Genomic DNA, 14,810 nt, shown 5'->3' with positions numbered 1-14,810 from the left:
GAGCTTTAATCTGGTCTAGCATGATTTTTCCCCTTTTATTTCTAGTGTAACATAAAAAACTAACCTACCACAAAATGTGATAGATTAGTTAACTTAATGACATTGGGGGGTTCTCCGACTTTTTTGATGTCAGAGTGAGAAATTGTCAATATTTTACCAACAATAGTAAATTTTCTGATAATTATTGAAATTTCACTCAATTTTTGCTATACTGAAAGCAATTACAGTGTAAAGAGGAATTTATGACAACATTATTAGAAAAAACACGGAACATTACATCGATTTTGAAACGTTCCGAGGAGAAATTGGCAGAAGAATTGCCTTACAATGCAATAGCGGATCATCTGTCTGCTATCATCGATTGTAACTCTTGCATCATTAACAGCGAAGGTGAAGTATTGGGTTACCACATGAATTATGAGACAAATAATGATCGTGTGGAAGAATTTTTCCAAAACAAACAATTTCCAGAAAGTTATGTAAAAGCAGTTGCACAGGTTTATGATACACAAGTGAACTTGCCAGTAGAAAGTGAATTGACGGCTATCCCTGTTGAGTCACGTTCGACGTATCCAAATGGTCTGACTACGATTGCCCCTATTCATGTGACTGGGATTCGTTTTGGCTCACTTATTATTTGGCGGAATGATCGTCAGTTTCTTGATGATGATTTAATCTTGGTTGAGATTGCTGCGACTGTGGTGGGAATTCAATTGTTGAACTTCCAAAGAGAAGAAGATGAAAAAAATATTCGTCGACGAGCCGCTGTGAATATGGCGGTTAATACACTTTCATATTCAGAGATGAAAGCTGTTGCAGCTATCTTGGGTGAGTTAAATGGCAATGAAGGTCAGTTGACAGCATCTGTTATTGCAGATCGTATCGGTATTACACGCTCTGTAATTGTGAATGCCCTACGTAAATTAGAGAGTGCAGGGATTATTGAAAGTCGTTCCTTAGGAATGAAAGGTACTTATTTGAAAGTACTGATTCCAGCAATTTTTGATGAAATAAAGAAACGTGATTACTAAGATGGCAAAAGCACTGATTTCAATAGATTATACGATAGATTTTGTCGCAGATGAGGGAAAGTTAACTGCAGGTAAGCCTGCACAAGCCATCTCAGAACGGATTGCTCAGGTTACATCTGAAGCATTTGAAAATGGAGATTATATTTTCTTTGCGATTGATGGGCATGAAACAGGGGATGAGTTTCACCCTGAAAGTAAGCTCTTTCCGCCTCATAATATCATCGGTACGTCAGGTCGGAATTTGTATGGTCCATTAGCAGACTTTTATCTGGAAAATAAGGATCATGAGCGTGTCCGTTGGATGGACAAACGGCATTATTCGGCCTTTTCTGGAACAGATTTAGATATTCGTTTGCGGGAACGTGGTGTAGATACGGTTGTATTAACAGGTGTATTGTCTGATATCTGTGTCCTCCATACGGCTATCGATGCCTATAATAAGGGGTATCGGATTGAAGTAGTTGCATCAGCAATTGCTGCATTGACGGAGGAGAGTCATCAATTTGCACTGAATCACCTACGTCATGTACTCGGTGCGACGGTTATTGAATAATGTTTAGGAACCAGTCTGTGGACTGGTTTTTTGCTGAATAATCTTACATACTCAGTTATTTCAACCTTTGTGGTGGGTTAGAAATATGATATAATGAGAAGATAGATTTCCATTAGGAGGAAAGTTAGAATGAAGATTTCTGAAGCTGAAGTCCGTCATGTTGCCAAGCTGTCTAAGCTAGAGTTTTCGGATCAAGAAACTGCGGAATTCGCGACTACTTTGAGTAAAATTGTTGATATGGTTGAATTGCTCAATGAAGTAGATACAACAGGTGTTGCAGTAACAACAACTATGGCTGATCGTAAGAATGTGTTGCGAGCAGATGTTGCTCAACAGGGTGAGAGTCGTGAGGAACTCTTTAAAAATGTACCTGAATCTCAAGATCATTATATCAAGGTACCAGCAATTTTAGATGGCGGAGGAGATGCCTAATGACTTTTAACAATAAAACCATTGATGAATTGCATGACCTCCTTGTCAAAAAGGAGATTTCTGCTCTTGAGTTGACCAAGGCAACCTTGGAAGACATTAAAAGCCGTGAGGGAGCAGTGGATGCTTTCTTGACTATCACAGAAGATGCGGCCTTGGCGCAGGCTGCGGCCCTTGATGAAAAAGGGATTGATGCGGACAATGTTATGGCAGGGATTCCTTTGGCAGTCAAGGACAATATCTCTACTAAGGGAATTTTGACCACAGCAGCGTCAAAAATGCTCTATAACTACGAGCCGATTTTCGATGCGACATCGGTTGCTCAGGCCTATGCAAAGGATATGATTGTTGTTGGTAAGACCAACATGGATGAGTTTGCAATGGGGGGGTCGAATGAGAACTCTGCCTTCAAACCGACTAAAAATGCTTGGGATCAAACAAAAGTTCCTGGTGGTTCTTCAGGTGGTTCAGCCTCTGCAGTTGCATCCGGTCAAGTCCGTTTGTCATTGGGTTCCGACACTGGTGGTTCGATTCGTCAGCCGGCAGCCTTTAATGGGATTGTCGGGATGAAGCCTACTTATGGTACAGTGTCACGTTTTGGCTTGATTGCCTTTGGCTCGTCACTTGATCAAATCGGTCCATTTGCACAGACTGTTAGGGAAAATGCTCAATTATTGAATGTTATTTCTGGTCATGATGTTAAGGATGCTACATCTACTATTAATGAGATTGCAGACTTTACTAGCAAGATTGGTCAAGACATTAAAGGCATGAAAATTGCTTTGCCGAAAGAATACATGGGCGAAGGGATTGATCCACAGGTCAAGGAAACCATTCTCAAGGCTGCTAAACATTTGGAAAGTTTGGGGGCGATTATCGAGGAAGTCAGCCTGCCACATTCTAAGTATGGGGTTGCTGTTTACTACATTATCGCATCATCAGAGGCATCTTCTAACTTGCAACGTTTTGACGGAATCCGTTATGGCTTCCGTGCAGAAGATGCGACCAACTTGGATGAGATTTACGTGAAAACCCGTAGCCAAGGTTTTGGTGAGGAAGTGAAGCGTCGTATTATGTTAGGTACATTTAGTTTGTCATCAGGTTACTACGATGCTTACTTCAAGAAGGCTGGTCAGGTGCGGACTTTGATTATCCAGGATTTTGAAAAAGTCTTTGCGGACTATGACTTGATTTTGGGTCCGACAGCTCCGACAGTTGCCTTTGGTTTGGACACGCTCAACCATGACCCTGTGGCTATGTACTTGGCGGACTTGTTAACAATTCCTGTAAACTTGGCTGGTTTACCAGGGCTCTCTATTCCTGCTGGTTTTGTAGAAGGCTTGCCAGTTGGTTTGCAGTTGATTGGTCCAAAATACTCAGAAGAGACCATTTACCAAGTAGCTGCTGCCTTTGAAGCGACGACAGACTACCACAAGCAACAACCAGTGATTTTTGGAGGTGCTAACTAATGAACTTTGAAACGATTATTGGTCTAGAAGTCCATGTGGAGTTGAATACCAACTCGAAAATTTTCTCACCTTCATCTGCTCATTTTGGTGAGGATCCAAATGCTAATACCAACGTGATTGACTGGTCTTTCCCAGGTGTCCTTCCTGTCCTTAACAAGGGCGTTGTGGATGCGGGGATCAAGGCTGCCTTGGCCTTGAACATGGACATTCACAAGGAAATGCACTTTGACCGTAAGAACTATTTCTATCCTGATAACCCTAAAGCCTATCAGATTTCCCAGTTTGACGAACCAATTGGCTACAATGGTTGGATTGAGATTGAGCTAGAAGACGGTTCAACCAAGAAAATCCGTATCGAACGTGCCCACTTGGAGGAAGATGCAGGTAAAAATACCCACGGTACAGACGGCTACTCCTACGTAGACCTCAACCGTCAGGGTGTGCCATTGATCGAGATTGTGTCAGAAGCAGATATGCGTTCGCCTGAAGAGGCATACGCCTACTTGACTGCCCTTAAAGAAATCATTCAGTACACTGGTATTTCAGATGTGAAGATGGAAGAGGGATCTATGCGCGTGGATGCCAATATTTCTCTTCGTCCCTATGGTCAGGAGAAATTTGGTACCAAGACTGAGTTGAAAAACCTCAACTCCTTCAACTATGTTCGCAAGGGTTTGCAACACGAAGTAGATCGTCAAGCGAAAATTTTGCGCTCTGGTGGTCAAATCCAACAGGAAACTCGTCGTTACGATGAATCTACTGGTGAAACCATTCTCATGCGTGTCAAAGAAGGTTCAGCTGACTACCGTTACTTCCCAGAGCCAGACCTACCGCTCTACGAGATTGATGATAGCTGGATTGAAGAAGTGCGTGCAGAATTGCCAGTCTTTCCAAAGGCTCGCCGTGCCAACTATGTGGAAAACTTGGGCTTGACTGCCTACGATGCTGGTCAGTTGACGTCTACTAAGGCTCTGTCTGACTTCTTTGAAGCAGCAGTGGCAGCAGGTGGTGATGCTAAACAAGTTTCTAACTGGTTGCAGGGTGAAGTGGCTCAGTTCCTCAATGCTGAAGGTAAGACTATTGAGCAAATTGCTTTGACACCAGAAAACTTGGTGGAGATGATTGCCTTGATTGCGGATGGCACTATTTCATCTAAGATCGCCAAGAAAGTCTTTGTTCACTTGGCGAAAGAAGGTGGCTCTGCTAAGGCCTACGTTGAGAAAGCTGGCTTGGTACAGATTTCAGACCCTGCGGTCTTGATTCCGATTATCCACCAAGTCTTTGCGGATAATGAAGCAGCCGTAGCTGACTTCAAGTCTGGCAAACGCAATGCTGACAAGGCCTTTACAGGCTTCTTGATGAAAGCAACCAAGGGACAAGCCAACCCACAAGTTGCACAACAACTCTTGGCTCAGGAATTGGCTAAGTTGTTAGACTAATACTCTTCGAAAATCAAACTCAAACCTTGTTGACTTGATTTGATGAGTGGGAGTGGGAAAGAACTCGACCAAGATAAAAAGAGTTCGTCAACAAGTCTTTATTTCTAGTTGTTGAGCTGAAACAGTCTATTCCCAGACTGTTTCACTCCCACCCCCGCACAGCTCAAACTGTCTGGGAGACAGTTTGAGGTTGGAGATAAAGCGAACTTTGTTCGCAACAGTCGTAATGGCCAGATTTGGAGTGCAAAACACGAACAAATCTGCCAATCAACCACTGCGCTGAGATGTTGACACGAACTCTGAGTAGTGGTCCTGGGCTTTTTGCCCAGCCTCAGCCTATCTCCCTCAAATAAGAAAGAGATAGGGTTCTATCTGCTCAGGGAGAACCGAAGACGTTCGCTCTATCCCCGAACCTTTGGAGCTAGTTTGAGTTTGATTTTCATTAAGAATTGGATAAACATAAGAAAACCGAGAGTTCGTATTGAATTCTCGGTTTTCTGTAACTACCGTTATTTAGGGAATGTTATTGTAATATTAATCCACTAGTTCTAAATCATTAGCATCTTTGTGGTATTTTGAACCTGGCTTAGAAGATAAAACGGATATACCAATGATAATATTTGCAATCAAATTACCAATAACAACTACTGGAAATAAGAAGGGAATAAAACCTAATAAGGATAGACCTAATCGAAGAAATCCTTTTCCAGTACTCCCGATATAAAATTCATATGCTCCTATTCCGCCTAATAAGAGTGCTAATAAGCCAGCTACAAGTTTTGATTTGCTTCCCTGTTGACCCGCCTGTATTCCACCAACAAAATGCGCAATATTTTCTACTTTTGAAACAATATAGTTTCCATCGTTCTGATAGAATTCGACAAAGTCACCAACAGAAGGCTCAAAACCAAAACTTGATCTTGGAATTTCTGTAAATTGGCCATCACTTCCTTTGCCAACATAAATAATATCATTTTCAATTTTAATAATCTTAAACATTTGTATCTCCTTATAAATATTTTAATTTCCTGGTATGACGTAAACTCCGTCTTGGGCACCGATATTTCTTAGAATTCTTCCATTTCTATAGATTGTTATTGTATTCAACCCTGTATTTGAGGCACTTGCCTGATTGTAATCAAACCCCAATTGAACTCCATCAGCTTTTTCACCACTTTCAAGGTAAATTTTATCAATTATATCGCTACTAATTGGTGCGTAAGTATCCCCTTGGCTAATAAAAGGGCCGATAGCAGTCTGAAAGATATCATTCACTGTTGTAATATAATTTTTAAAGTAATCAGTTGTCAATAAATCCCCAAGTGGGTATTTAACAACATCATAAACTTCTTCCGTCTTTGCAGTATCAAGTGTGGTCTTTGTATCTGAAAACTCGTTTGAAGAGTTAATTGAACTATAATCTTCTAGATTCGTATCGTTTAGCATATAACTTGTTTGATTATTCACAATGTATTGGTTATAGAAATCATCGATTTCATTTTCGGTCTCAGGTACAATAAAGGTATTGAAGTTTGAGTTATATGTACTTAAAGTCCAGGTACCGATTGATTGATCAATGACTGATTTTGTTGCATCTAAACTTCCATCTTCATTTAATATAGGTGTTGATGATTCCACCAAATTCGTTTCTAGTGGCACTAAATAAGTTTTGTCGAATTTTGAAACCAAGATACCCCTTGAATAAGTTACCTTATTTATCCATAAGTAATTGAAATTTTCAATAGACATTGCCCCATTATCTAAAAATTTCAGTGTATTAGAACTATCAAAATAAGCCATTGGGTTTAGATTGTTTAGATAAGGTTCGCTCATATCATAAGCGGCCTCTATAACAAGTTTACGATAGGTACCATCCTCATTGATTTGTAACTGAATAATTGCGGGAGATGGAATGGTTAAATCAAGCAAATTCTCTGGGTTTGAAAAACTATAAGAACCAACTAATTGGGTAATATTTTCAGGTTTTTGATATTTTAGTCCAGTCGAGCTATCGGTAAGATCTGCAGTGTCGAGATCAACTTTTTCTTCTGTAGTTTTCAATGTGTCATCTGAAGAAGTCTCCGATGTTGTCTCTTCTTCAGAGGTAGAAGTCGTTTTGCTTTCCGATGTAGAAGATGTGGATGATGTAGAGGAGGATGTGCTTAGGTTCTCTTTTTGGGCGCCACAACCAAACAATAGTAAGGGAATCAAGATTATAATTAGTTTTTTCATAAGTATTTCTCCTACTCTTCCTTAACAAACTCTCCTTCGCCACCAATATCGAGTGTCAAAGTTTTTCTATCATCCGAAAGAGAATAGGGGATAGTATCACCTTTTGTTATTGGCCAAGCAACTTCTTGTTCAATCTGGCTAGCATACCCATCCATTCCATCTACTTCAATTTTTGGATCTTCGGTCACTTTTATTACTTTTTCTTTTGTATCAATTTCTCCTACTAAAAGATTTCCTGAAATTGTCATATTTGATGTACCAAACAAGCCTGGAATTTCTTCAGAAGCTTGAATTGAAACTGTTGCCGTATTCTCTTCAATGACTAAAGTAATTTTGTGACTATCGTCATTTTCGATATATTGCCATGTTCCGTCTAATGCTTGTCCTGAGCACCCTGACAGAATAATTAGAATCAAGCTAAAAAAACCAACAAATAATTTCTTTTTCATATTTTTACCTTTCTTTTTCCAATAAGCTTATCTTGAATAGTTTTTAATATGGTACTTTTCACTTCTTCCATTTCATGTACAGCAAATAAACTTTTTGATTTATTGACTTCATTTATAGAGGAGTTCGAGAAAGTAGTACTTTTCCATATTGTCCCTTTGGAGTGTGAACCTTGCTACGTATAAACAGGCAGTTGACAAATCATCCTTTCCTTCCTCCTTTAGTAATTATTATAGACATAGTCTAACAGCATTTTATTAAAATAAAAGTGGGTTGGAAACTATTGTTTCCAACGAGACAATTATTTGTCTATTATTAAGGCTTATTTTCTTTTTTGGAAACTATAGTTGCGCTAGTCATTGTTTTCTATAGCTATATAGCTTATAATCGTACTAAATTATAAAATACATAATTTAGTAAAGGAGAATAATATGTCATCTGTTCATCCATTTGGGGAAACTTTCAAGAAATTACGGCAAATGCGTTCAGTGTCAGTAAAAGATGCGGCAGGCGAAATTGTTTCACCGCAGTTTTTACGCCAGTTTGAAAAAGGTGAGAAAAATATTTCAGTTGAAAATTTTAGTAGATTATTAATTTCGATTGGTATTGATTGGGAAGATTTTTTGGTCTATTATGACGGAGATCGTATTAATAAGTTGAATAATCTAGTATTGCAAAAAATCACAAACGGAATGCCAACTATAAAGGATGTTAAGGCTATCATTGAAGAATCAAAGTTATACTTAAACGACAATCCTCTACAAAAGGAGATGTTCATTATCAGTCTAGAAAGTCGTGCCTTGATGAAGCCAGATGATACAAGAAGTGAGGAATTGAAAAAAAGAATTTTCAATAGCTCAACCTATGCATCAATCGAGTTTTTTAATGATAATGAAACTAATTTTTTTGCACACTATATTGAAGCATTACCTTATCAATACTTTGAAAATTTCAAGGATTTTCTGTTATTCTTATTTAATAAGTCAACTAACGTAGATGATCTTTTTGATTCCGTTAATCTTTTGGCCTATTGTATTCGTTTTTTATCCATAAACGGATACTACACAAGAGCGCAAAAAATTATTGATGAATTAAATAGTTCAAGACAAAGTAAGGGGCCAACCTTAATAGAAGCTTTTATCTATATTGATATTCAGGATGTTTATAATAGGTTGCGTCAAAATGATGTTACAGGAGTTAAGAAAGCTCAAAAAGTTCTGAATTTACTTGGAGCTCTGGATGAACTTGAAGGTGGTGGTAAGTGGAATCGAATGCGTGTGGATTTTTTAAATCAGGTGCATCAATTAAATAAAACTGCACAATCTATTATGGGATAATCGGGAATAAAATCAAAAGTGACATCCATCAATTTGCGATAAAAATAATATATTTTGAATGGAGAATTGTAATGATGCTTGATTAAAGTAGGATGTTCTGTTTTAACGATTGGTTATTGTGTGGTGAAAGTATATAAAAAACCGAGAATTCGTGAGAACTCTCGGTTTTTATTATGGCGAATTAATACGAACTCTCCCGTATAACCAGTTGGGTGCTCAGTTTGATTTTACGGGGGTGATGGGGAGTCGGACTTGTCATGATACGATCCAGAAGTTGCATGGCTTCTTGCCCCATTTCTTCAGTGTAAACACTAATGGATGATAGGGCTGGATAGACTTGGCGTGTGATGGCAGTATCGTTAAAGGTGATGAGTTGGACACGTTCGGGAACTGCTATTTGACGCTCTTGAAGTGCTCGAAGGGCGCCGACAGCTAGGGTATCGTTTGCCATGAAGAAGGCTGGGGGCAATTGATCGCCCAGGTCTTCGATGGCTTGACTCATCAGCTCATAACCAGACTGGGTGGAGAATGTTCCTTGGTAGATGAAGTCTTCTCGAAGTATACCCAAGGTGTCTAGATAGGATCGAAAGGCGGTTAGGCGCGGGTCTGTTGGCAGTTGGTGACCATCTGTGGTTTTTTCCTGTCCAACTAAGAGGCCAATGTCTGTCAGGCCTTGAAAACGGAAGTGGTCGATGACAGTCTGTACAGAATGAACGAAATCGGTTGTGACACAGGAGAAGCCCTCGGTTAGGGTATCAGAATCCACAAAGATTAGCTGGGAGGATAAGGCTGCCAGCTCTGCTATTTGCCCAGAAGAAAACTTACCGACTGCTATGATACCATCAACTTCTTGAAGGAGGGGATTGGTCAAGTTGTTGAAGGAGCGAACGATTTGATAGCCGAGAAGGCTGGCGGTTTGCTCGATACTAGCTCGGATAGAGTAGTAGTAGAGGTCGGCCAGTTCTTCACTTTCAGTGTACCACTGGACAATTCCGATGGTGCCTTTTTGTTGAGGAGACTGTTTTTTAAGGTGTTTTGTATAGCCTAATTCTTGTGCTAAGTTCAAGATTCTTTGCCGTGTTTCTTGGCTAACGGATAGACTAGAATCGCCATTTAAAACTCTTGAAATGGTTGCGGGGGATAGGTTAGCTTGTTTTGCGATATCTTTAATGGTAACCATATTATTTCTCCTCGTCTGTTTGTATCTAGTATAGCATAAAAAATAAGATTAGTAAATTTTTAGTAAATATATTGACTTTTTATTTAGAGAGTTGTACAATGAAAGAAAACGATTACAGAAAATTGGAGGTTCTCATGAATTCAGAACAACTTAACCAAGCCTTTCTCGATGTTTTTGGACAAGAGGCTGATGCAACTTTTTTCTCACCAGGGCGCATTAATTTGATTGGTGAGCACACGGATTACAATGGTGGACATGTTTTTCCTGCGGCCATTACCTTGGGAACATACGGGGCTGCTCGCAAACGTGAAGATCAACTTTTGCGTTTCTATTCTGCTAACTTCGAGGAGATAGGTATTATTGAGGTTGATTTGAATCATCTAGTCTTTGATAAGGCGGACAACTGGACCAACTATGCCAAAGGTGTACTTAAGTTCCTGCAAGAAGCAGGACACAGCATTGATACAGGTATGGAAGTCTTTGTCTATGGGAACATTCCAAATGGTTCAGGCTTGTCATCATCAGCTTCTCTAGAACTCTTGATTGGCATCATCGCAGAAGAATTGTATGGTCTAGAATTGACTCGCCTTGATTTGGTAAAAATTGGGAAACAAACGGAAAATCACTTTATCGGTGTCAATTCTGGTATCATGGACCAGTTTGCTATCGGTATGGGAGCAGATAATCGGGCGATTTACCTTGATACCAATACCTTGGAATATGACTTGGTACCGCTGGATTTAGGGGACCATGTTATTGTGATCATGAATACCAATAAACGTCGTGAATTGGCAGATTCTAAGTACAATGAGCGTCGTGCGGAATGTGAAAAAGCTGTCGAAGAATTGAATGCCGTTCTGAACATTCAAACTCTGGGAGAATTGGATGAGTGGACTTTTGATCAATATAGCTACTTGATTAAGGATGAAAACCGCATCAAGCGTGCCCGCCATGCTGTTCTTGAAAACCAACGGACCTTGCAGGCTCGTAAGGCCTTGGAAGAAGGAGATTTGGCAACCTTTGGTCGCTTGGTCAATGCTTCTCATGTTTCTTTGGAGCATGATTATGAAGTGACAGGTTTGGAATTGGATACCTTGGCCCATACAGCTTGGGAGCAAGAAGGGGTTCTTGGCGCTCGGATGACAGGTGCAGGTTTCGGCGGTTGTGGTATTGCTATTGTTCATAAGGATAAGGTTGACGCCTTTACTGAAAATGTTGGTAAGACCTATACTGAGGTTGTTGGCTATGAACCAAGCTTCTATGTAGCTGAGATTGCTGGAGGCTCTCGCGTCTTATAGTCTTTCATTTTGTCTTTTGTTACTTCGGCTAACGAGGAAACTTCGTTTCTGGATTTCCCGCTTCAAATAATGTCATCATTAGAGAACTCGCTTTGCCGTACTTGATGACTATAACTTGCTATCGTAAGTGTGATTTCCAAGCTCCAACTATCCCCCAGACAGTTGGAGCTTGTACAAAAAAGTAAACTGAAAGACTATTGTAAATAATAGATTGGAGAAATGATGACAGGATTGGTGGATCGTTTTGTTGAGCAGGTCATTGCCAACAGTGGTTTTGAAGAAATGGATGCTCTTTACCTGCGCAATCGGGTCTTGGCTTTGGTGGGAGACCAGGTTCTGACTGTTCAAACAGAGTTAGAGGACTTGATTGAATTAAAAGATGAACTATTGGCTCATGGGGTTCGAACTGGTTTTGTGGGTGAATTGCTGGAAGAGCAGGACATGGTTGGGGCTTGTTTGATGGATTTGATGACACCGAGTCCGAGTCAGGTCAATCGTGATTTTTGGCAGACCTATCAGGACAGTCCAGAACAAGCGATTGGCGACTTCTATGAATTGAGCAAGCGCAATGACTATATCAAGATGGCTGCAATTGCGAAAAATATCTATTATCCAGTTTCGACAGAGTATGGGGATTTGGAAATCACAATCAATCTGTCTAAACCTGAGAAGGATCCAAAGTCTATTGCAGCTGCTACGAAAGCTGAAGCAAGCAATTATCCCAAATGCCTACTCTGTATGGAAAATGAGGGCTATCAGGGTCGGATTAACCATCCAGCACGCGCTAACCACCGCATTATTCGCTTGGAGCTTGGACAGGAAAAGTGGGGCTTCCAGTATTCGCCCTATGCTTACTACAATGAACATGCTATTTTCCTAAATCAGGAACATGTGCCGATGGTCATTAGTCCGCGAACATTTGAGCAACTCTTGGACTTGTTGGATTTGTTGCCAGGCTATTTTGTCGGTTCCAACTCTGATCTACCAATCTCGGGTGGCTCCATCTTGACCCACAATCACTATCAGGGTGGGCGGCACAGTTTTGCCATGGAAAAGGCACCGATAGAAGGCCAGCTAGTCTTCGACGGCTTTGAGTCCGTTTCAGCTGGCATTGTCAAATGGCCCATGTCAGTGATTCGCTTGAGTTCAGTAGACAAGCCATCGCTTCTTGGCTTAGCGACTAAGATTTTGGAAAAATGGCGGAGCTACTCAGATGATAGTGTTCAGATAAAGGCTGAGACGGATGGAACTCCCCATCATACCATCACCCCGATTGCTCGGAAACGAGGAGATTTGTACGAGCTGGATTTGGTTCTTCGCGACAATCAGACTTCAGAAGAGTTTCCAGATGGCATCTATCATCCACATCCAGATGTGCAACATATCAAGAAAGAAAATATCGGCTTGATTGAGGTAATGGGCTTGGCGATTTTACCCCCACGTTTAAAGGCAGAATTGGCTGAAGTAGAAAAATTCTTACTGGGTCAAGATAGTCAAGTGGCGGCTTATCATCAGCCTTGGGCGGAAAGCCTGAAAACAGCTCACCCAGATGTGACGGAAGAAACTGTTAATCAAGTTGTTCGTGAGTCAGTGGGACAAATTTTTGCGCGTGTATTGGAAGATGCAGGGGTCTACAAACGTACTCCAGAAGGACAGTCAGCCTTTCTGCGATTCGTAGAATTTGTAGGTTTAGCAACATAATTGCAAGAAAGAGTGGGAGTGGGACAGAACTCGACCAATCTAGAGAGTTCGTCAACAAGTCTTTATTTCTAGTTGTTGAGCTGAAACAGTCTATTCCCAGACTGTTTCACTCCCACCCCCGCACAGTTGATTAGGTCAGATTTGGAGCGTGAAACGCGAACAACTCTGCCAATCAACCACTGCGCTGAGATGTTGACGCAAACTTAGTGAGGGTGGACTTGTCTTTTTGCCTCCCTTCCCGCTCTTTTGGTATAATGGAAGTAATCACAGTGTGAGAAGGAGATATGATGGCGGAAAAGAGATTGGGAACACTGATTACATTAATAGCAGGTATAGCCTGGGGCTTGTCTGGAGTGAGTGGACAGTACTTGATGTCTCGTGGTGTTTCAGTGGATATGATTACCTCCCTGCGTTTGTTGGTATCAGGATTCTTTCTCGTTGGCCTGGCTTATGCTACAGCGAAAGAACAGCTCTTGGCAGTTTTGAAAGATAAAAATGCTTTGCTAGGAATTTTTATCTTTGCCATGCTTGGCTTAGTTCTTAATCAGACAGCCTATTTACAAGCCATCTATCATACCAACGCGGGAACGGCTACTGTTCTACAATATCTCTGTCCTATTTTGGTTTTGGCATACACCTGTTTGAAGGATAGACAAGTGCCAACGGGTACAGAAATCATTTCTATTCTTTTAGCGATTGTGGGAACATTTTTAATTGCGACACATGGTCAGCTAAATGAGCTATCGATTACACCTATTGGACTTTTTTGGGGAATTTTTTCTGCCTTTACCTACGCCTTGTATATTATTTTACCCGGAAAGTTAATCCGACTATACGGTAGTATGGTAGTTATTGGCCTAGGGATGTTGATGGGTGGTATAGTAGTAACACTTGGAGTACAGACGTGGAAACAGAGTCTGCCTTTGGATACTGGAACTGCATTTGGTTTGCTAGGGATTGTTGGTGTGGGAACTATTTTCGCCTATACAGCCTTTTTGAAGGGGGTCAGTTTAGTTGGTCCGGTAAACGGGAGTCTATTGGCTTCGATTGAGCCGATTGCATCAGTCTTTTTTGCGGTATGGTTGGTCAATGAACAATTTTATACTATTGACTTTGTTGGGATGTTGATGATTTTACTCGCAGTTCTTTTGATTTCCTTGAAAGATTTAATGATTAGTAGAAAGAGTATTGGTTAATATACTCTTTTTTGTTATACTAAAGGAAAAAGACTTGAAAGGAATAAAGATGATTAAAGAATTTTGTTCCGAAAATCATGTAGCTGTGGTGAAAGCTCTTTCTCTGGGTGCTCAAAGAGTTGAACTGTGTGATAATTTAGCGGTTGGAGGAACGACCCCTAGTTATGCAGTGATCAAACATGTTTGTCAACTAGCTCATGAACAGAACGCCACAGTCATGACCATGATTCGTCCACGTGGAGGGAATTTTTGTTATGACCAAACTGAAATTGAGATGATGGTTGAGGATTGCAGAATCGCCATAGAGCTGGGGTCAGATGGTTTGGTATATGGTGTTTTAACTGAGGAAAATTGGTTGGATGAGGTAGCTTTAGAACAATTGTTGGCTGTTTCAACAGGTCACCAAGTTGTCTTTCATATGGCATTTGATCAGATTCCTCGTAGTCGTCAATTTGAAGCAATTGATTGGTTGGCAAGTCGCGGAGTAACACGGATTTT

Annotated in this window: 14 protein-coding genes; 10 read left to right on the top strand and 4 right to left on the bottom strand. The window is 40.6% G+C overall.

Features of this window, described 5'->3' with window-relative positions; all coding sequences use genetic code 11:
• The first annotated feature begins 242 nt into the window (after positions 1-242).
• The 5 genes from codY (at position 243) to gatB (ending at position 4,921) form a co-directional block, all read left to right on the top strand.
• Positions 243-1,031, top strand: coding sequence for a GTP-sensing pleiotropic transcriptional regulator CodY (gene codY, locus K6V43_RS10105; RefSeq protein WP_024404269.1), 789 nt, complete (start codon positions 243-245; stop codon positions 1,029-1,031).
• Between the two features lies 1 nt (position 1,032).
• Positions 1,033-1,584 carry a cysteine hydrolase family protein gene (locus tag K6V43_RS10100; protein ID WP_222382967.1) on the top strand — a complete coding sequence of 184 codons (552 nt, stop codon included), beginning with the start codon at positions 1,033-1,035 and terminating at the stop codon, positions 1,582-1,584.
• A 129-nt stretch (positions 1,585-1,713) separates the two neighbouring features.
• The gene (gatC, locus tag K6V43_RS10095) at positions 1,714-2,016 is read left to right on the top strand and encodes an Asp-tRNA(Asn)/Glu-tRNA(Gln) amidotransferase subunit GatC (protein WP_024391783.1); all 303 of its coding nucleotides are present in this window, start codon (positions 1,714-1,716) and stop codon (positions 2,014-2,016) included.
• The gene (gene gatA, locus K6V43_RS10090; RefSeq protein WP_222382965.1) at positions 2,016-3,482 is read left to right on the top strand and encodes an Asp-tRNA(Asn)/Glu-tRNA(Gln) amidotransferase subunit GatA; all 1,467 of its coding nucleotides are present in this window, start codon (positions 2,016-2,018) and stop codon (positions 3,480-3,482) included. The genes gatC and gatA overlap by 1 nt, the downstream gene beginning before the upstream one ends.
• Positions 3,482-4,921: an Asp-tRNA(Asn)/Glu-tRNA(Gln) amidotransferase subunit GatB gene (gene gatB, locus K6V43_RS10085; protein WP_222382964.1), complete on the top strand. Its 1,440-nt coding sequence runs from the start codon at positions 3,482-3,484 to the stop codon at positions 4,919-4,921. The genes gatA and gatB overlap by 1 nt, the downstream gene beginning before the upstream one ends.
• A 534-nt stretch (positions 4,922-5,455) precedes the next feature.
• On the opposite strand, the gene K6V43_RS10080 is transcribed toward gatB, so the two are convergent.
• From K6V43_RS10080 to K6V43_RS10070, 3 genes are read right to left on the bottom strand one after another with little or no spacing between them, the layout of a single operon-like run.
• Entirely contained in the window at positions 5,456-5,920 is a 465-nt protein-coding gene (locus tag K6V43_RS10080) for an NINE protein (protein WP_222382963.1), read from the bottom strand.
• Positions 5,921-5,941: 21 nt separating this feature from the next.
• Positions 5,942-7,153 (bottom strand): hypothetical protein, encoded by a 1,212-nt coding sequence (locus K6V43_RS10075; protein WP_222382962.1) that lies wholly within the window; start codon positions 7,151-7,153, stop codon positions 5,942-5,944.
• An 11-nt stretch (positions 7,154-7,164) separates the two neighbouring features.
• Positions 7,165-7,602, bottom strand: a complete 438-nt coding sequence (locus K6V43_RS10070) for a hypothetical protein (RefSeq protein WP_222382961.1) — start codon at positions 7,600-7,602, stop codon at positions 7,165-7,167.
• Positions 7,603-8,031: 429 nt separating this feature from the next.
• Between K6V43_RS10070 and K6V43_RS10065 the strand changes: the two genes are divergently transcribed.
• Complete coding sequence (locus K6V43_RS10065; RefSeq protein WP_222382960.1) at positions 8,032-8,937, top strand: helix-turn-helix transcriptional regulator; 906 nt, start codon at positions 8,032-8,034, stop codon at positions 8,935-8,937.
• Between the two features lie 181 nt (positions 8,938-9,118).
• Here K6V43_RS10065 and K6V43_RS10060 read toward each other — a convergent pair whose 3' ends face one another.
• A complete protein-coding gene (locus K6V43_RS10060) occupies positions 9,119-10,117 on the bottom strand; it encodes a LacI family DNA-binding transcriptional regulator (protein ID WP_172006321.1) in 999 nt (332 codons plus the stop codon).
• A gap of 134 nt (positions 10,118-10,251) precedes the next feature.
• On the opposite strand from K6V43_RS10060, the gene K6V43_RS10055 reads away from it, so the two are divergent.
• From K6V43_RS10055 to K6V43_RS10040, 4 genes are all read left to right on the top strand, one after another.
• Positions 10,252-11,415, top strand: a complete 1,164-nt coding sequence (locus K6V43_RS10055) for a galactokinase (RefSeq protein ID WP_222382958.1) — start codon at positions 10,252-10,254, stop codon at positions 11,413-11,415.
• Between the two features lie 219 nt (positions 11,416-11,634).
• Positions 11,635-13,116, top strand: coding sequence for a UDP-glucose--hexose-1-phosphate uridylyltransferase (gene galT, locus K6V43_RS10050; RefSeq protein ID WP_222382957.1), 1,482 nt, complete (start codon positions 11,635-11,637; stop codon positions 13,114-13,116).
• 287 nt (positions 13,117-13,403) lie between these two features.
• On the top strand, positions 13,404-14,312 hold the full coding sequence (locus tag K6V43_RS10045) for a DMT family transporter (RefSeq protein WP_222382955.1): 909 nt from the start codon (positions 13,404-13,406) through the stop codon (positions 14,310-14,312).
• A gap of 49 nt (positions 14,313-14,361) precedes the next feature.
• Positions 14,362-14,810: copper homeostasis protein CutC (locus tag K6V43_RS10040; RefSeq protein WP_222382954.1), on the top strand; the 449-nt coding region annotated here is incomplete at its 3' end.

Origin of the sequence: Streptococcus suis (assembly GCF_019794615.1) — a bacterium.
Classification (GTDB): domain Bacteria; phylum Bacillota; class Bacilli; order Lactobacillales; family Streptococcaceae; genus Streptococcus; species Streptococcus suis_AI.
This window is presented reverse-complemented; position numbering and strand designations above follow the sequence as displayed.